This window comes from Kribbella sp. NPDC023972 (genome assembly GCF_040639075.1).
In the GTDB taxonomy this organism is placed as follows: Bacteria; Actinomycetota; Actinomycetes; order Propionibacteriales; family Kribbellaceae; genus Kribbella.
In genome coordinates, this window is the sequence record NZ_JBEZZH010000003.1 from 229,981 (window position 1) to 246,397 (window position 16,417).

A 16,417-nucleotide genomic window follows, 5' to 3' on the forward strand; every position below is an offset into this window, starting at 1 on the left:
AGCGTGCTGCCCGTCATCGGGGCGGCTTTGTGATGGCCTGGGCGTCCGCTGGTCCGCAGCGGCGCTCCTGACCCGGGCGCCGGGACTGCGAGCGAACCGGCAAGCCGGTGAGTGTCTTTAGTCTGTGGGTATGAAGCTGCCGCATCCGTTGACGGGGGAGTTGTTCGAGAGTCCGGTGCCGCCGGGGGCGGGGTGGCCGGAGGATCCTGCGGTACGGCGGACTCCGGTGGCTCACGATGCTTCCGACGTACTGCGGCTCGCGGAGACCGGGGACCTGGCCGAGTTGGAGGCTCGAGTCTCGGTGTGCCGGGCTTGTCCGCGGTTGGTGGAGTGGCGGGAAGAAGTTGCCTTGAGCAAGCGGAAGTCATTCGCGGACCAGCCGTACTGGGGCCGGCCCATCGCGGGATGGGGTGCTGCCGAGCCACGGATCCTGATCGCCGGACTGGCCCCGGCGGCCCACGGCGGCAACCGTACCGGCCGGGTCTTCACCGGCGACCGCTCCGGCGACTGGCTCTTCGCCGCTCTCCACCGCGTCGGCCTCGCCAACCAGCCCACCAGCGAACACGCCGGCGACGGCCTCCGCCTCACCGCCACCCGAATGATCGCCGCCGTCCGCTGCGCCCCACCCGCCAACAAACCAACCCCGGCCGAACGCGACACCTGCGCCCCTTGGTTCCGCCGCGAACTACAACTGGCCCTCCCCACCACCAAAGCCATCATCTGCCTAGGCAAGTTCGGCTACGACGCCCTCCTCACCGCCCTCCAGGCCGCCGGCGCCGCCGTCCCCAAACCCCGCCCACCCTTCGGCCACGCAGTCGAGCACCCCATCGACTCGCCGCACGGTCAAGTAACCGTCCTAGGCTGCTACCACCCCAGCCAGCAAAACACCTTCACCGGCAAACTAACCGCCCCCATGCTCGACGCCGTCCTAACCCGAGCCAAATCCCTCGCCGGCATCTCCTGACCCACCTGTGCCCGGGACGGGATTCGAACCCGTATGCCTTGCGGCCGCGAGGTTTGAGTTTGACCAGCCGTCGTCCAGCGGTGTCCAAACTCGTTCATCCGACGCTTACACCCATCCCTCGCGCTGGCCAGAACTGGGCCGGACCGCACCGAACTGCAACCAAAAGTGCAACCAGGCGGCACTCACACCGGTCAGCCTGACGAGACGCTGACCTGGTGGGCGCTGTGGACACGCGCGTCGCCCGGGGCCTTGTCGTTGCCAGTGGCAACGATCTCGGAGACCTTCGCCGGGATCTTCTTCCCGGTCGGCGCACTCCCCACCTTGGGCCGTTCCGCGGCCGCTTTCTTGCCCGCCGCCCGCGCCTTGGCCTCCGGCGTGTTCCGCAGCAACCAGGGCTTGTTGCCCTTGTGGTGGACGTTCACGTGGCCGGTGAGGGCGCAGGAGTTGAACAGCACCTGCATCTCCAACGGCGCCTTCGACGTGTGGATCGGCGACGGGACGAGTAACGAGCTGATGATCTGGACCGACAACAAGAACCAGGTCCCCGCCGGTTCGAAGGTCGGCACTGTGACGTTGGGCGGTTACACCTACGACGTGTGGCACTCGTCCGGCTACACCGCCTACGTGTCCCAGGTGACGCAGAAGTCCGGCACGATGCCGCTGGCGAGCTTCTTCAACGACATGAGCAAGCGGCTAGATCTCGAGGCCACGACCTGGCAGGTCGAGTACGGCGTCGAGGTCGTGTCCACCGGCAACACCAAGCAGCGGTTCGTTCTCGGCCGCCCGTCGAGGCCCGGTTCGCCGTACGGCGAGAGCCTTGGACGCCACGACTCTGCGTAAAGTTCGGGCCCGGATTGGACTTTTCACATCACGGTTGGATAACGTCAGCGCCCGTACTCGCGAGAGCGAACGCAAAGGACACGACCGGCGAGCCCCCTCGCCCGGTCTGCCCGGAGCGATCGGCGCAACGGGGAACGCCGGCTGTTCCAGGCCTCACTGGGGATCCGAAATGAACATTTGAGGGCCGCACTGGAGCGCTGGGGCAGTCAGGCGCGGCCCGTCGAGCAGGCAAGGAATGCTTACGCATGCCCCCCATCCGAACTGCCCGAAGCCGCGTCATCATCGCAGCGGTGCTTGCCGCCGGTGCGATGGTCGCCGCGCCGATCGCCGTCCAGGCGGCCAAGAAGGCCCCGGTCGCCGCGACGACAGTAGCGGAGAGCACGGCCCTCTCCAGCGTCGGACGCGACGAGAGTTGCGTCCTGGACGCCAATTCAGGTTGTACGGTCGCGTACGGCCTCAGCCAAAAGCCCACCGCGATCGCGGCGACCGCCGGCTCGGCGATCTTGTCGATCGACCCGGCCAAGATCACTGACACCACCTACCGGCTGCAGGCCGTGAGCAAAAACGGTACGCCGTACTCGGCCGGCAAGAAGCTGCGTTACACGGCGCGCTATTACTTCGGGACCGCGACGACGGCCTCCACCTCCCCGACGCCGACGGCCTCCACCTCCCCGACGCCGACGGCCACGTCGACCGCAAGCAGCACCCCGACGGCGTCGACCCCCACAACGACGTCGACACCTACATCGTCTCCGACCGCAACGTCCACTCCGACGGCGACATCGACACCCACCTCGACGACCAGCCCCACGACCTGCACCGGCGTCCAGATCACGCCGGCGAGCAGCGTCCAGGCCGCTATCGACGCCGCGCCGACCGGGACGACGTTCTGCTTCGCGCCAGGGACATATACCAACGTCTCGGCGCTGTCACCGAAGGCCGGAGACGTGTTCGACGGCGGCAACCGGGCCGCCGTGCTCGACGGCGGCAACTCGCGTCAATACGCGTTCCGGTCCAGCACCGCAGCCAACGTGACCGTCCGCGGGTTCAAGATCCAGCACTACGCCACCCCACTCCAGCAGGGCGCAATCCAGTCGTTCGGCGCGACCGGCTGGACGATCGAGAACAACCACATCACTCTCAACGCGGCGAGCGCCGTAGCCACCGACTCGGGCGCGCGAGTGCTGAACAACCTGCTCGACTGGAACACCCAGCAGGGTTACGCCGCGCACGGCCAGAACATCCTCTACGACGGCAACGAGATCGCCCACAACAACCCCAACCTGGCGGTCGACGCCACCTGGGAGGCCGGCGGCGGCAAGGCATGGGCGACCCGGTACGCCAGGTTCAGCAACAACAACGTTCACGACAACGGCGGCAACGGCCTCTGGGACGACACCAACAACATCTACATCACCTACGACCACAACACCGTCACCAACAACTGGGGCGCGGGTATCTACCACGAGATCGGGTACGACGCCACCATCACCAACAACACAGTCGTCGGCAACGGCACGTCCGCATCACCGGGCGGCGGGCAGCGACTTGGCTGGATGTGGGACGCGGGCATCCAGCTACGTGGCTCCGGCGCGCTCACCGCCGCGTCCCCGATCCTGATCTCCGGTAACACGGTGACGAACAATTACAACGGCATCGCCCTGTTGGACTCGCCCGCCTCGGGCTGCACCGGCGCCGGTGAGGGTGCCTACGGGCCGTGCGTCGTCCAGAACGTGCTGGTCAAGGACAACACGGTCACCATGAACCAGGGCGCCACCGGTGCCGTCGCGGACGGCGCGGACGGCGCGGGCAGCGCGGTGTTCACCTCCCGGAACAACCACTTCGAGCACAACACCTACCACGTCGGCAGTTCCCTGACCCACCCGAACGACGGGCACGCCTACGGCTGGTTCGCCTGGGCCGGCCAGTGGCCGGGCTGGGCGCAGTGGCAGGGGTCCGGCAACGACACGACCGGGAACTTCGGCCTGTGATGCCGACATCGGACAGGGCTTAGACTGCGAGGCATCACTCACCCGGTCCTCGTTAAGGTCGTGTGAAGAGGCCTCGGCCGCCGGCACGCACAGTGCCGGTGGCCGAGGCCTCTTCGCGTTTCCTGAGTGAGGACGAGGGGATCGTGATCGCTGACCGGCGCCGGGCAGAGGTGTCGATCCGCGCGATTGCTGCTGAGCTTGGCCGGGCGCGACAGTCAGCCCATTGTGCCCGGGACGGGATTCGAACCCGTATGAACCGCCCCGTACGGGAGTGAACTGCAACCGCCGATGCAACCATGGGCCGCTGGTATCGCATTGCTAGGGTGGCTCGCCATCAGGCACGCAGACATCGCGGTCGAGGCGCCGCAACGGCGACGAATGGAGGATTGGGACGCGATGTTCCTGCTTCAGATGTCGGGCGTTCCAGGTTCTGGGAAGTCCACCGTGGCCGCCTACGTCGTCGACACGTATCGTGCGGTTGCCGTTGACTACGACGTCATCAGGAGCGCCGTACTCGATGCGGGCTTCGATGTCCCCAGTAGTGCCAAGGCGGCGTACGAGGTCATGTACGCGCAGGCGCGTCACGTCCTTGCCCAGGGCCATTCGGTGGTCATGGACAGCCCGTGCTTCTGGCCGAGGATCCTGACCGAGGGCATGGAAATCGCCGGGGAGCACGATGCGGCCTACAGATATATCGAGTGCCAGGTTCGTGATCTGAAGGTCCTCGACGAGAGGCTTCGTCGGCGGCCGAGGCTGAGGAGCCACCGTCGCGGCGTGGACTATCCGCCAGTGGACCTCGGTGACGAATTGGTGGACGGCGAGGCGCTGTTCCGCAATGGGATGGACCGCGTTCAACGTCCCTCGGGAGACTACCTCCAGCTGGACATGCACCGACCGCTGTCCGAAGTTTTGCCCGAGGTCGACATCTACCTGAAGTCATAGGCTGAAGATGATGTTCAGCCGCCTAGGAAAGGAGTCTGGCGTCCCTCCGCTTTCCCCAAGTCAGGGGCCGATCATGGCTGCAACCTGTGCTTGGCGCGACACTGTTGCCGACTCACAGCCGGTTGTGCCCGGGACGGGATTCGAACCCGTATGCCTTTCGGCCGCGAGGTTTAAGCTCGCTGCGTCTGCCGTTCCGCCACCCGGGCTGTACGGCGCGGTCTGAGATTACCGTCTACTGGTAGACCTTGCGGGGGTAGATGGCGTGGGCGCCGGCGACTCGGTCGAGGAAGAGTTTGCCGTTGCAGTGGTCGATCTCGTGCTGGAGGGCGCGGGCCTCGAAGGCGTCGGTGGTGATGGTGACCTGGTCCGTCGTACCGGGGAGGACGCCGGTGACGGTCAGGCGGGTGGCGCGTTTGACGTCGCCGGTGAAGTCCGGGACCGACATGCAGCCCTCGCGGCCCTTCTCCTGCCGGGTCGCCTCGACCACGACGGCGTTGCAGAGGACGAAGACCCCGTGGCAGGTCCGCGTCTTCGGGTGATCGGTCACGTCGAGCGAGAACATCTGCGCCGCGACGCCCACCTGCGGCGCCGCCAGGCCCACGCAGCCGGGCGACACCCGCATGGTGGCGACCAGGTCGGCGGCGAGCTGGATCATCGCCGGGTCGAGTGGATCCACGGTCGCGCCTTCCGTGGCAAGGACCGGGTGCGGCGCGCGTAGTACCTCCAGTACGGTGCCTTCGACGCCCAGAGCAGAGGGGGACCAGCCGGTGATCACAGTCACAGCTCGTCGCTCTCCGCCGGGCGCAGGGTGACGCCGACGCCGAGCTCCTCGGCGGTGATCTCCAGGGCGCGGTTAAGCATCTCCAGCTCGGCGGTCAGCGGCAGCTCGACCTCGGCGGTGAGGACGTACAGCTCCCCGCTGAGCCGGGTGGTCAAGTCGGTGATCGTTCCGCCCGCCGTCGCGATCATCCGGGTCACCGCGGCGACGATCCCCGGACGGTCGGCGCCGTGCACGCTCAGGACGTACGACGGTCCGATCGGCGCGTGCTCGTGTTCGGGGCCGACCTTACGGACCGTGATGACGAGCTCGCCACGGAGTGGCTCGACCGCGGTCTTGACCTCCTCGAACGGCCCGGAGCAGACGATCATCATCGCGAAGTGACCGCGCAGCAGCGTCATGGTGGAGTCCTCGAGGTTGACTCCGGTGCCGGCGAGCGCCTCGGTGACGTCCGCGATGATGCCGGGCCGGTCGGGGCCGATGACGGTGACTGCGAGCTGACTCATGCCCGGAAACCTACCGTCCGACCTAAGTAGCCAAAGAAACGACTTCGGTATCCGGACAGCCTCAACGAGACCGGAGAGCGCTTACGCACCGCTACATTCGTAGCCATGACCGAGCCCGTCCGTCCCCGCCGCAGCGCGCGGGACTGGATTGTGGACTCGCTCGTCTTCGTCGTCGCGGTCTTCTCCGGTTTCCTGTTGTACGACCAAGGCAGCAAGGACCCGATCAGCCCGGACCTGCTCGCGTTCGACTTCTACTTCGGGATGGCGCTCTGTCTGGCCCTGTGGTTCCGTCGCCGCTGGCCGGTCCAGCTGGCCCTCATCGGTGCGGCGGTCTCCACCTTCTCGGACACGGCCGGCGGTGCGACTCTGCTCCTGATCCTGACCGTGGCCGTCTACCGGCCACTGAAGATCTCGCTGCTGATCTTCGCGGCGAACGCGGTGAGCCTGATGATCTACATCGACGTCAGAAACAAGCCGGACGACCCCGCCGCTGTCCTCATAGCGGCGGTGGCGATGTACGTGGCGGTGGCCGGCTGGGGGCTGTACATCCGCTCCCGGCGCCAGCTCCTGCAGACGCTCCGCGACCGGGCTGAGCGGGCCGAGATCGTGGCCAAGCTCCAGGCCGAGCAGAGCCAACTCAGAGCACGCGAGGAGATCGCCCGCGAGATGCATGACGTCCTCGGCCACCGCCTGTCCCTGCTGAGCGTGCACGCGGGCGCGCTCGCCTACCGCCCGGACGCGTCCACCGAGGAGGTCGCCGGGGCCGCCGAGATCATCCGGGCCAGCGCCCACCAGGCGCTCCAGGATCTGCGCGAGGTGATCGGCGTACTGCGTGCGCCTGTCGGCGAGCTCCCGCAGCCGACGTTCGCCGACCTGCCCGTGCTCGTCGAGGGTTCGCGCGAGGCCGGTCTCCCGGTCGAGCTCGTCCTGGATGCTCCCGGCACGTTGCCCGATCACGTCGGGCGGACGGCGTACCGGATCGTGCAGGAGGGGTTGACCAACGCGCTCAAGCATGCGCCGGGAGAGCCGGTGCGGATCCGCGTAATCGGTGCCCCAGGCAACGGCTTGGAAGTGGAGCTGCGCAACCCCGCACCGAACCGCAGACGAGGAGATGGGAAAGGCTTGCTGGGACTCACCGAACGCGCCGCGCTCGTCGACGGCCGGCTGGAACACGGCCGCACCCCCGACGGCGAGTTCCGGCTCTTCGCCTGGTTACCGTGGCCCGCATGAGCGAGCGGAGCGAGGTCATCGTCAAGCACAGCGCATCTTGTGCCTCATCCGCGCCCGGAGCGAAGCGAGGACGTGGATGAGCATCCGGGTGTTGATCGTCGACGACGATCCATTGTTGCGGGCCGGGCTGAAGATGATGCTGGCCGGGGCCCCGGACATCCGGGTGGTCGGCGAGGCCGGCGACGGCGGCGTGCTGGGGCTGATCGACCGGCTCGTGCCGGACGTCGTACTGATGGACATCCGGATGCCCGGCACCGACGGCCTGACCGCGACGGAGGCGGTACGCCGTCGTCCGAACGCACCCGAAGTCATCATCCTGACCACGTTCGACGCCGATGAGCACGTACTGCGTGCACTCCGCGCCGGCGCGGCCGGGTTCGTGCTGAAGGACACCCCGCCGGCCGAGATCGTCGATTCGGTACGGCGGGTGGCCGCCGGGCAGCCGGTGTTGTCGCCGACCGTGACCAAGCGGCTGATCACCCGGGTCGCGGCGTCCGGCACCGACCAGCGCAAGAGCAAGGCCATCAACCGACTGGCACAGCTGAACGACCGTGAGCGGGAGATCGCGGTGGCGGTCGGTGAGGGCAAGTCGAACGCCGAGATCAGCGCGACCCTCTACCTCAGCGTCCCGACGGTGAAGACGCACGTGTCCCGCATCCTCACCAAACTCGATCTGAACAACCGCGTCCAGATCGCCCTACTGGTCCACGACGCCGGCCTCCTGCACGACTAGCAACGCGGATCTGGATGCGGGATCAGCTCGGGTGAAGCCCCTGCCAGAGCTCCCCGACGTCACCGCTGTCCACTGACGCGCGGAAGCGTCGTACGAACTTCTCCTCGGCCTCCGCCAGCGCGAGCTGGTACTCGTACTCGATCAGGTGGATCCACTCGACATCGTCCCGCGCCCGCGTCTTCTCCCGGAGCTCGGCGATCCGCTCCGTCAACGCCTGCAGCCTTTCCCCGAGCAGCGTGACGACCTCCGGCGGCGGCAGTACGACGATCAACGCGAGCGCGGCCTCGAACCGCAAGTACTCCTTCGCCGGTACGGCGACCAGCTCCCGCAGCTCCCGCATCAGCACCTCCCGCCCGGACAGGGTGAGCGCGTAGACGGTCCGCTCCGGCAGCTGTCCCGCCCGGCTCGTCTCCTGCGGCTCGATGTACCCGTCCCGGTGGAGCTGCTTCACCACCATGTAGAGCGACGCGTGCCGGTACTTGATGCTCTTCTGCTTGTTCCGGCTCTTCAGCAGCCGGCCGAGCTCGTACGGGTGCATCGGCCGTTCCTGCAGGAAGGCGAGCACGACGAGGCCGAGCGGGTTCCGCACCCCTGCTGCCATGCTCGCCCTCCCACTAGACGTCCAGAACGATGCGCCGGCCCTTCGCCCGCGAGACACACGGATACATCAGGTCGGTCCGGTCCCGCTCATGATTCTGCAGTACATCGTCCCGATGGTCCGGGACACCACCGAGTACGCGGACCTCGCAGCTCCCGCAGATCCCATCCTCGCAGGACGCATCCAGCGTCGGATCGACGTCATGGATCGCGGCCAGCAGACTCCGCTCGGCCGGTACCTGTACGACGACCCCACTCCGCTGCAACACGGCCTCGAAGGCCTCCGCCGCACCAGATCGAGCCGTAGCCGCGAAGCGCTCGGTGTGCAACGTCGCGTGCGACGGCATCGCCTCCTCGACCGCCTTCATCAAGGACTCCGGTCCACAGCAGTACACGGCCGTACCGGGAGCGACATCGGCCAGCAGTACGGCGAAGTCCGGTCGCGCCACCTCGTCGGCCGGTAGCAGCGTCACGCGATCGTCGCGCTCCAACTCGGCCGCGTAGGCCATCGACGCCCGCGAACGCCCCCGATAGAGCAGCCGCCAGTCGCGATCCCCGAGCGCAGCGATCATCGGCAGGAACGGCGTGATCCCGATGCCTCCGGCAATGAACAGGTACGCCGGCGCATCGACCAGCGGGAACTTGTTCCGCGGCCCGCGCATGCCAATGTGAGTCCCGGCCCGCAACTGGTGGATCTCCGCGGATCCACCGCGCCCTTCCGGTTCCCGCAGTACGGCGACCTGGTAGGCGCCGTCGGATTCACCGGCGATCGAGTACTGCCGGACCAGTCCCGACGGCAAGACCAGGTCGATGTGAGCACCCGGTTCCCACGCCGGCAGCGAGCCTTTCACCGGACGCAGCGTCAGTCCGATCGTCTCGTCGGCCAGCGGGGTGATCTTGGCGATCTTGACGTCACCCTTGGCGGCCTGCCGACGGCCCCATCGGGTCTTCCCGCCCGGCTTGTAGAGGGACAGCAACATCGCGGCGAACAGGCTGAGCATCGGCAGCCCGAACCCGGCGAACACCACACCGCCACCGCTGCCGAGCTGGTCGGTCGTACCGCCGGTGAGCGCGTGGTGCTCGGCCTTCTCGATCACGGCGCCGACCGAGTCCTCGACGTACGCGAAGGCCGAGGCCAGGATCGCGAACGAGATGATCAACTTGGCGGCGACCCAGCGGTACCGGATCAGGCCCCAGCGGGTGGTCAGGCCGAGTGCGATCCCGGTCAGCGTGGTGGCGAAGTTCGTCCACGGCAGCACGGTGATGTCGAAGTACGAGATGAGCTGGTAGACGATCACCGCCGTGTCGAGGTCCCGCGTGGTCATCCCGATCACGGCCAGCGTGACCACCGCGCAGGCGATCCCGACCCACGCGGCCGCGCTGATCACGTGCGCGGCGACGAGTGCCCGATGCGGCCGCCGGCCGAGCTGCCCGGCCAGCAGGGCCAGGATCGGGACGGCGATCCAGCAGCCGAACATCACCAGCACGTCCCCGACCACGAACGCCAGCGCGATGGTCAGCAGGCACTGCACCCAGCCCAGCCCGAGCACCACTGGCCGCGGCGCCGACGGCCGTACGGCGAGCAACAGGCCGAGCGCGGCCGCCGTCACCGCGAGCGCGATCAGCAACGGCGTGCGCAGGTCCGGAAGTCGCAGCGGGAAGAGCGAAGGCAGCTGGGTCAGCACAGCCGCCAATCCGGCATAGACGAACAGAGCGTTCCTGGCCTTGACCATGAAGGCCCACCTCTCAACTAGTCATTGCTAACTAGTCGATAGTGACTACTTCCCTGAACCTGCGGCATCAGGTCACGCCCCCATCCGTCCCTGACGTCTGAGCCAGGGAGCCAGCAGGATCAGTCACCCGCGCCCACTCACCCCCGAGTCGGCCTCCGGGGTGCTGATCCTTACGTCCGAAGAACTGGCGAGACGTGTCGCCAGTTCTTCGGACGTCAGCTGTCAGGACCGGGTGGCGCGGCGGAACTCCTCGTGCGGCATCTGGAGGCTGCCGAGGCTGGTCACCTCGCGGCGGAAGAACAGCGCCAGGGTCCAGTCGAGGATGACGCGGGCCTTGCGGTTGAAGGTGGGGACGCGGGACACGTGGTAGGTCCGGTGCAGGAACCAGGCGGGCCAGCCCTTGACCTTCACGCCGTACAGCTGGGCGACGCCCTTGTGCAGGCCGAGGCTTGCGACCGAGCCGACGTACTTGTGCTCGTAGTCCTCCGGCGCCTTGCCGTCGACCACGCGCAGGATGTTCTCGGCCAGCCGGCGTGCCTGGCGGACCGCGTGCTGCGCGTTCGGGGCGCAGTACGCGCCGGTGTCCGAGGTGAGGTCGGGGACGGCCGCGTTGTCACCGGCGGACCAGGCGTCGTTGACACCCTCGATCCGCAGGTTCGCCAGGCACTTGACCCGGCCGCGCTCGTCCAGCGGGAAGTCGGTCGCCGCGAGCGCCGGGTTCGCCTTGACCCCGGCGGTCCAGACGATCGTGTCGGCGTCGAACTCGTCGCCGTCGCTGAGGATCACGTGACCCTTCTCGCAGGACTCCAGCCGGGTCTCCAACTTGATGTCCATGTTGCGCTTGCGCAGCTGGTCGACGGTGTACTTGCCGAGCTCCTCGCCGACCTCCGGCAGGATCCGGCCGGTCGCCTCGACCAGCACCCAGCGCATGTCCTCGGGCTTGATGTTGTCGTAGTACCGGGTGGCGTAGCGGGCCATGTCCTCCAGCTCCGCGAACGCCTCGACACCGGCGTACCCACCACCGACGAAGACGAAGGTCAGCGCGGACTTGCGCAGTGCCGGGTCGGGCTGTGACGAGGCCACGTCGAGCCGGTCCAGCACCTTGTTGCGCAGCGCGATCGCTTCCTCGACGTTCTTGAACCCGGTCGCCTCCTCGGCCAGGCCGGGGATCGGCAGCGTCCGGGCGATCGAGCCGAGCGCGACCACGACCTGGTCGTAGGCCAGCTCGTACTCCGGGCCTTCCTCGGGCATCACCTTGGCGACCTTGTTCGCGTGGTCGATCCCGGTGACCCGGCCGGTCACCACCCGGCAGCCCTTGAGGGTCTTGCGCAGCGGCACCACCACGTGCCGCGGCTCCACCGAGCCGGCCGCGGCCTCGGGCAGGAACGGCTGGTACGTCATCACCGATCGCGGGTCGACGACGGTGACCCGGATCTGGCCTTTCCGGGCGGCGCGACGCAAGTTGTACGCGGTGTACATCCCGACGTAACCGCCTCCGACGACGAGGATGTGCGGCACCTGGGCTGTCATGCGGTTCACTCTCCCTGAGTGGATCTATGACTTCATGTCGACTTCAGGTTACTGCACTCGTGAAAACTTTCACAAACCCTCTTGCGAGTGATCTCACCCATCGGAACAGTCCCTCTGGAGAGGGATTCGTCATGTAGTCATGGTGCCCCCGGAAGCGCGATCCACCGCGTTCCGACCAGCGTCGACACACAACCGCAAGCCCCACCGAATGTCAGCATGGGGTGATGGAGCGTGCGACCTTCTACCGGCGGTACCTGCAACGGTGCAACCAGCACCGGTTCGAGGAGCTTGGCGAGTTCGTCGACCGGGACGTGCGGGTCAACGGGGCGCCGATGGGGCTGGACGGGTACGCCGCCGGCCTGCGGTCGGTAGTCGAGGCGTTCCCCGACTACCACTGGGAGGTGCAACATCTCCTCGTCGACGGCGACTGGCTGTCCGCCCATCTGATCGACACCGGGACTCACGCCGGCACGTTTCTCGACGTACCGGCGACAGGGCGGGTGGTCAGGGCGCAGGAGTTCGCGCTCTACCGCCTGCAGGACGGCAAGATCGCGGACAGCTGGGGCGACCTCGACTCGTCGGTCCTCGCTCAGCTCGGCTGAGCGAGGCGGTAGGTCGAGACGTGGGAGGGGGAGTCGGCGGTGAAGTCCGCGCCGGTCCAGTCCGCGTGTCTGCTTTCGAGCTCGAAGCCGGCCAATTGGGCCATCAGATCCAGTTCGGCGGGCCAGATGTAGCGGTGTGGGGTGCGGAAGAGTTCCGCCTGAGTGCCTCCGCCCTGGTCGAAGTGGAAGTGGTGTGAGACGACGCGCTGGTGGAGTACGTCGTACGTGTCGAGGAGGATGTAGCCGGGTTCTGACACGCCAACCGTGGCCGGCGTACCGGGTGGGAGGCGACGGAGCTCCGGGACCCAGAGCTCGATGAGGAAGCGGCCGCCGGGGGAGAGGTGGCGGGCCGCGTTGTGGAAACACTCGACCTGTTCGGCCTGGGTCAACAGGTTGGCGATCGTGTTGAAGACCAGGTAGACGAGCGTGAACTCCCTGGGGACGCGTGTGATCGCCATGTCTCCGATGACGACCGGAATGGTCTCCTCGTCGACCTTCGTGCGCAGTTGGTCGACCATCGCGGGGGAGTACTCGATGCCGGTCACCGGTACGCCGCGCTCCGCCAGCGGGACCGCCACCCGGCCAGTGCCGATCGCGAATTCGAGCGCCCGCCCGTCCCCCGCCAGCGCCGCCAGCCGATCAACGGTCGGCCCGAGCACCTCAGGCGCAAACATCCCGGTTCCAGGAGTGTCGTACCGCCGCGCGGTGTCCACACCCCACATCTCATCCTGCACGGAAGTCATCTCTCGCCTGCTCCACCGGAGCTTGTCCTCGGTGCCCTCTTCGCCGATCTTCGTGAACCCGAGGCGGTCGTAGAGCCGCCGGGCGTCGGGGTTGTCCTTCTCGACCCTGAGGTCGAGTGGTACGCCGGCGGCGGCAGCCTCGGCCTGGAGCCCTTTGATGATCGCCGTACCGATGCCGCGTTTCTGGACGTCCGGGTGCAGCTGGATACCGCCAAGCTCGACGGACTCCGGGGTACGACGGATCCTCAGCCGGCCGACCCGTTCGCCGTACAGCTCGACCACGGACGTGTCAGCAAGCGTCTCGATCGTCCACTCGGCGTAGGCCCTCCGCTGCACCGCGTTGAAGTCGGCCAGCAGCCGCCCCTGCGCACGCGTCGCCGCGACGACGACATCGGTGAGAAACTCCACGTCACCGGCCATCGCCGGCCGGATCACGTACGGCTCTGCCATAGCTGGCCAAGCTACGCACCCATCGCGCGATCCTCCACGGGTTTTCTGCCGGTGCTGATCGACTTTTGGGTGGTTTCGGTTGGGGAACAGGTGACTGTTCCTCAGGCGTTGTTAAGGGTCGGACCGTAGTATCTCTGTACGGCCCCAGGTGTGGGTCACCAGGAGGATGACAATGCAGAGCAGTAACCCGGTCCTGAACCGGTCGAGTGCGTTCGCGCCTGGCCATGGCCAGGCTTATCCGGGGGCCGCTCCGTACGGTCAGCCGGGTCCCTATGGGTACGGTCAGCCCGGCCAGTACGGCGGACCCGGAATGCCGCCCCAGCAGTACCAGGGAGCGCCGGCCGACAGCCGCCCCATGACCATGGACGACGTGATCGTCCGGACCGCCGCCACACTGGGCGTCGTCGTGCTCGTCGCCGCGATCGCCTGGTACATGATCCCGGTCAGCCTGGTCACCCCCGCGTTCCTGGGCGGTGCGCTGCTGGCCTTCGTGCTCGCGATGGTGCTGTCCTTCTCCCGCCGGGTCAACCCCGCGCTGGTGATGGTCTTCGCCGCCGCGGAGGGCGTGTTCCTCGGAATCGGCAGCAAGTTCATCGCGGAATTGGTCAACGACCCCGGCATCGTCGTGCAGGCGGTGCTCGCGACGATGGTGACGGCCGGCCTGACGCTGGCGACGTACAAGTACTTCGCGATCAAGGTGACGCCGCGGTTCACCAAGATGGTGATCATCGCCACGATGGGCTTCGCCGGCGTGATCCTGATCAACTTCATCGCCAGCTTGCTCGGCTTCAACTCCGGTATCGGCGGCTTCGGCCCGATGGGTCTGCTGTTCGCCGCGATCGGTGCCGGCTTGGCGGTGTTCAACCTGATCCTCGACTTCGACATGATCGAGCAGGGTGTGAAGCACGGCGCCCCGCAGAACGAGGCCTGGCGGGCTGCCTTCGGCCTGACCGTCACCCTGGTCTGGCTGTACTGGAACCTGCTGCGCATCCTCGCCATCCTGCGCGGCGGCGACTGACAACCAAACGCACCAACCCGAAGGGCCGGCCCAGGTGGACCGGCCCTTCGGTGTTTTTGAGGTTCAGGTGGCCCTGGGGTTTCTGCCGGCGGTCATGCGGCCGACCCGGTCGCCGCCGGTTGCTCGCCGCAGCGGCCGGGTTTGGTTGTTGTTCTGGGGCGAGACCCGGGGCGGAGGCTGAAGTCCTGTGGGCGCTGGGCTCGAGAACGAGGTCCTGGCTGCTGGACCTGCACAGGAACAGAGAAGACCTGCCCCTCCACCTGAAAGGGCAGGTCTTCTGACTCCTGTTCGGCTTGTCAGCCCATTCGCCGGTGCGCCTTGACCAGGTCGTACTCGTGGACGATGGCGGTTGCGTGCCCGTGCGCGAGGGCGTACTCGCTGGAAAGCCATCTCACTCTGTCGTCGAAGCGCAGGAACGACGGTCCGTCGTTCATCAGCTGGAACCACTCGGTCATCTCGCGTCCGGTGCACCTGGGCACCTTCTCCACCAAACGCTGGTGCGTCTCCTCGGAGTGGTTCAAGCCCATCTTCGCCTCCCGTCATCGGGGTACCGCGTAGTTATCGACTGTGCACCACGCAGCCGCCGCTAGGCAAGACTCCCTCCATCAAAATGCCAACAGAGCATCAAAGTCCCCCGCTCAGCGGACGCGCCGCTATTGCCCGACCGGTAAGGCGGTGACGTCCTCGTCGACCCGCTCGACCTCGGCCTTCGGGTGCCGGCGCCGATGACGCAACGCCGCCCAGCGACCCCGCGGGCCACGTTCGCGGCCGGCGACCTCGGTGGCCGCGACCTCTGTGCCGGCAGTGCGAGCGGCCTGTGCGGCGGCCTCCGCAATCGGCAGGATCGCCTCGCCCCGGAACGACTCCGGATGCACGAACGACTCCGGCCCGACACCCACCGCCGCGGCCACCGACGGCAGCAGCGCGGCGGAGGCGGCGGCGTACCCGGTGGCGGACGGGTGGAAGTTGTCCCGCCCCCACATCGACGGGTTGGTCCGGAACACCTCGCCGAGCAGCGACCCGAGGGACACAGTTCGGCCGCCTGCCTCGACCACTGCGATGGTCTGAGCGGCGGCCAGCCGGTGGCTCCAGGACCGGGCGACCTGCCGCAGCGGCGGCATGATCGGCCGGACCACGCCGAGGTCCGGGCAGGTACCCACCACCACCTCACAGTGCGCGGCCCGCAATCTGCGGACCGCGGCCGAGAGCAGCCGAACCGAGGTCGACGGTGGCATCTTCGCCTTCACGTCGTTGACGCCGATCAGGATGACCGCCACCTGCGGCCCGGCCTGCAGGGCGGCATCCACCTGCGCGGCCAGATCGGTCGACTTGGCTCCGGTCTTCGCCACGTCGATCAGCCGGACCGGCCGCTTGGCCAGGTCGGCGAGCCCGGAGGCGAGCAGGACGCCGGGAGTCTCCTCCGGCGACTCGGTGCCGTAGCCGGCGGCGCTGGAGTCGCCGAGGATCGCGAACGTGATCGGATGGCCTGGATACCGGCCGTAGAGGCCGTCGCCCGGGGTCGGGTAGTAACGCATCGGCCCGATCACGCGCTTCGCGTACTCGGCCTCAGCGGTCAGTACGCCGTACAGCGTGGCGCCGATGAGTCCGAGACCCCCGCCCCCGACGGCAGCGGCCTGGGCAAGTCGCTTCGCGGCCCGGGCTCCACTGGTTGCTCTCCCCGCATCGCCCCGGTCACTCATGACTCAAGGATTACACGCTGTCACAGACAAGCAAGCGAAATAGGGGAAACGACACAGACA

Annotated in this window: 17 protein-coding genes and 1 tRNA gene; 8 read left to right on the plus strand and 10 right to left on the minus strand. The window is 67.6% G+C overall.

Annotated elements, in window-relative coordinates; genetic code table 11:
• Positions 1–130: 130 nt before the first annotated feature.
• Complete coding sequence (locus AB0F43_RS14145) at positions 131–964, plus strand: uracil-DNA glycosylase (RefSeq protein ID WP_360475187.1); 834 nt, start codon at positions 131–133, stop codon at positions 962–964.
• Between the two features lie 191 nt (positions 965–1,155).
• Here the strand turns inward: AB0F43_RS14145 and AB0F43_RS14150 are convergent, their stop codons facing one another.
• A complete protein-coding gene (locus AB0F43_RS14150; protein ID WP_360475190.1) occupies positions 1,156–1,425 on the minus strand; it encodes a hypothetical protein in 270 nt (89 codons plus the stop codon).
• Here AB0F43_RS14150 and AB0F43_RS14155 point away from each other — a divergent pair.
• The 3 genes from AB0F43_RS14155 (at position 1,409) to AB0F43_RS14165 (ending at position 4,737) form a co-directional block, all read left to right on the plus strand.
• Entirely contained in the window at positions 1,409–1,804 is a 396-nt protein-coding gene (locus tag AB0F43_RS14155; protein ID WP_360475193.1) for a hypothetical protein, read from the plus strand. The genes AB0F43_RS14150 and AB0F43_RS14155 overlap by 17 nt on opposite strands.
• A gap of 245 nt (positions 1,805–2,049) precedes the next feature.
• On the plus strand, positions 2,050–3,795 hold the full coding sequence (locus AB0F43_RS14160; protein ID WP_360475196.1) for a right-handed parallel beta-helix repeat-containing protein: 1,746 nt from the start codon (positions 2,050–2,052) through the stop codon (positions 3,793–3,795).
• A 396-nt stretch (positions 3,796–4,191) separates the two neighbouring features.
• A complete protein-coding gene (locus tag AB0F43_RS14165; protein ID WP_360475199.1) occupies positions 4,192–4,737 on the plus strand; it encodes an AAA family ATPase in 546 nt (181 codons plus the stop codon).
• A gap of 125 nt (positions 4,738–4,862) precedes the next feature.
• On the opposite strand, the gene AB0F43_RS14170 is transcribed toward AB0F43_RS14165, so the two are convergent.
• The 3 genes from AB0F43_RS14170 to AB0F43_RS14180 form a co-directional block, all read right to left on the minus strand.
• Positions 4,863–4,943: transfer RNA gene (locus AB0F43_RS14170), tRNA-Leu, on the minus strand.
• Between the two features lie 26 nt (positions 4,944–4,969).
• On the minus strand, positions 4,970–5,518 hold the full coding sequence (locus AB0F43_RS14175) for a peptide deformylase (RefSeq protein ID WP_360475202.1): 549 nt from the start codon (positions 5,516–5,518) through the stop codon (positions 4,970–4,972).
• Positions 5,515–6,021: an ACT domain-containing protein gene (locus tag AB0F43_RS14180; RefSeq protein WP_360475205.1), complete on the minus strand. Its 507-nt coding sequence runs from the start codon at positions 6,019–6,021 to the stop codon at positions 5,515–5,517. The genes AB0F43_RS14175 and AB0F43_RS14180 overlap by 4 nt, the downstream gene beginning before the upstream one ends.
• 105 nt (positions 6,022–6,126) lie before the next feature.
• On the opposite strand from AB0F43_RS14180, the gene AB0F43_RS14185 reads away from it, so the two are divergent.
• Together AB0F43_RS14185 and AB0F43_RS14190 are read left to right on the plus strand one after the other, a co-directional pair.
• Complete coding sequence (locus AB0F43_RS14185) at positions 6,127–7,251, plus strand: histidine kinase (protein ID WP_360475208.1); 1,125 nt, start codon at positions 6,127–6,129, stop codon at positions 7,249–7,251.
• 76 nt (positions 7,252–7,327) lie between these two features.
• Positions 7,328–7,984 (plus strand): response regulator transcription factor, encoded by a 657-nt coding sequence (locus AB0F43_RS14190; RefSeq protein ID WP_360475211.1) that lies wholly within the window; start codon positions 7,328–7,330, stop codon positions 7,982–7,984.
• A gap of 22 nt (positions 7,985–8,006) precedes the next feature.
• Here AB0F43_RS14190 and AB0F43_RS14195 read toward each other — a convergent pair whose 3' ends face one another.
• The 3 genes from AB0F43_RS14195 to AB0F43_RS14205 form a co-directional block, all read right to left on the minus strand.
• Entirely contained in the window at positions 8,007–8,585 is a 579-nt protein-coding gene (locus tag AB0F43_RS14195) for a PadR family transcriptional regulator (RefSeq protein ID WP_360475214.1), read from the minus strand.
• A 13-nt stretch (positions 8,586–8,598) separates the two neighbouring features.
• Positions 8,599–10,314, minus strand: a complete 1,716-nt coding sequence (locus tag AB0F43_RS14200; protein ID WP_360475217.1) for a PDR/VanB family oxidoreductase — start codon at positions 10,312–10,314, stop codon at positions 8,599–8,601.
• A gap of 222 nt (positions 10,315–10,536) precedes the next feature.
• Positions 10,537–11,844, minus strand: coding sequence for an NAD(P)/FAD-dependent oxidoreductase (locus AB0F43_RS14205; protein WP_360475220.1), 1,308 nt, complete (start codon positions 11,842–11,844; stop codon positions 10,537–10,539).
• Between the two features lie 224 nt (positions 11,845–12,068).
• On the opposite strand from AB0F43_RS14205, the gene AB0F43_RS14210 reads away from it, so the two are divergent.
• A complete protein-coding gene (locus AB0F43_RS14210) occupies positions 12,069–12,446 on the plus strand; it encodes an ester cyclase (protein WP_360475223.1) in 378 nt (125 codons plus the stop codon).
• Here the strand turns inward: AB0F43_RS14210 and AB0F43_RS14215 are convergent.
• Positions 12,434–13,639: a GNAT family N-acetyltransferase gene (locus AB0F43_RS14215; RefSeq protein WP_360475226.1), complete on the minus strand. Its 1,206-nt coding sequence runs from the start codon at positions 13,637–13,639 to the stop codon at positions 12,434–12,436. The two genes, AB0F43_RS14210 and AB0F43_RS14215, sit on opposite strands and share 13 nt — an antisense overlap.
• A 172-nt stretch (positions 13,640–13,811) precedes the next feature.
• Between AB0F43_RS14215 and AB0F43_RS14220 the strand changes: the two genes are divergently transcribed.
• A complete protein-coding gene (locus AB0F43_RS14220) occupies positions 13,812–14,657 on the plus strand; it encodes a Bax inhibitor-1/YccA family protein (RefSeq protein ID WP_360475229.1) in 846 nt (281 codons plus the stop codon).
• Positions 14,658–14,953: 296 nt separating this feature from the next.
• Here the strand turns inward: AB0F43_RS14220 and AB0F43_RS14225 are convergent, their stop codons facing one another.
• The gene (locus AB0F43_RS14225) at positions 14,954–15,184 is read right to left on the minus strand and encodes a DUF4287 domain-containing protein (RefSeq protein WP_337001310.1); all 231 of its coding nucleotides are present in this window, start codon (positions 15,182–15,184) and stop codon (positions 14,954–14,956) included.
• Positions 15,185–15,310: 126 nt separating this feature from the next.
• On the minus strand, positions 15,311–16,357 hold the full coding sequence (locus AB0F43_RS14230) for an SGNH/GDSL hydrolase family protein (protein WP_360475233.1): 1,047 nt from the start codon (positions 16,355–16,357) through the stop codon (positions 15,311–15,313).
• Positions 16,358–16,417: the final 60 nt, after the last annotated feature.

Excerpts from the sequence above, each read along its gene's own strand:
- AB0F43_RS14145 (WP_360475187.1), top strand. The coding sequence starts at position 131 with ATGAAGCTGCCGCATCCGTTGACGGGGGAGTTGTTCGAGAGTCCGGTG.
- AB0F43_RS14150 (WP_360475190.1), bottom strand. The coding sequence starts at position 1,425 with ATGCAGGTGCTGTTCAACTCCTGCGCCCTCACCGGCCACGTGAACGTC.
- AB0F43_RS14160 (WP_360475196.1), top strand. The coding sequence starts at position 2,050 with ATGCCCCCCATCCGAACTGCCCGAAGCCGCGTCATCATCGCAGCGGTG.
- AB0F43_RS14165 (WP_360475199.1), top strand. The coding sequence starts at position 4,192 with ATGTTCCTGCTTCAGATGTCGGGCGTTCCAGGTTCTGGGAAGTCCACC.
- AB0F43_RS14180 (WP_360475205.1), bottom strand. The coding sequence starts at position 6,021 with ATGAGTCAGCTCGCAGTCACCGTCATCGGCCCCGACCGGCCCGGCATC.
- AB0F43_RS14185 (WP_360475208.1), top strand. The coding sequence starts at position 6,127 with ATGACCGAGCCCGTCCGTCCCCGCCGCAGCGCGCGGGACTGGATTGTG.
- AB0F43_RS14190 (WP_360475211.1), top strand. The coding sequence starts at position 7,328 with ATGAGCATCCGGGTGTTGATCGTCGACGACGATCCATTGTTGCGGGCC.
- AB0F43_RS14195 (WP_360475214.1), bottom strand. The coding sequence starts at position 8,585 with ATGGCAGCAGGGGTGCGGAACCCGCTCGGCCTCGTCGTGCTCGCCTTC.
- AB0F43_RS14200 (WP_360475217.1), bottom strand. The coding sequence starts at position 10,314 with ATGGTCAAGGCCAGGAACGCTCTGTTCGTCTATGCCGGATTGGCGGCT.
- AB0F43_RS14205 (WP_360475220.1), bottom strand. The coding sequence starts at position 11,844 with ATGACAGCCCAGGTGCCGCACATCCTCGTCGTCGGAGGCGGTTACGTC.
- AB0F43_RS14210 (WP_360475223.1), top strand. The coding sequence starts at position 12,069 with ATGGAGCGTGCGACCTTCTACCGGCGGTACCTGCAACGGTGCAACCAG.
- AB0F43_RS14215 (WP_360475226.1), bottom strand. The coding sequence starts at position 13,639 with ATGGCAGAGCCGTACGTGATCCGGCCGGCGATGGCCGGTGACGTGGAG.
- AB0F43_RS14220 (WP_360475229.1), top strand. The coding sequence starts at position 13,812 with ATGCAGAGCAGTAACCCGGTCCTGAACCGGTCGAGTGCGTTCGCGCCT.
- AB0F43_RS14225 (WP_337001310.1), bottom strand. The coding sequence starts at position 15,184 with ATGGGCTTGAACCACTCCGAGGAGACGCACCAGCGTTTGGTGGAGAAG.
- AB0F43_RS14230 (WP_360475233.1), bottom strand. The coding sequence starts at position 16,357 with ATGAGTGACCGGGGCGATGCGGGGAGAGCAACCAGTGGAGCCCGGGCC.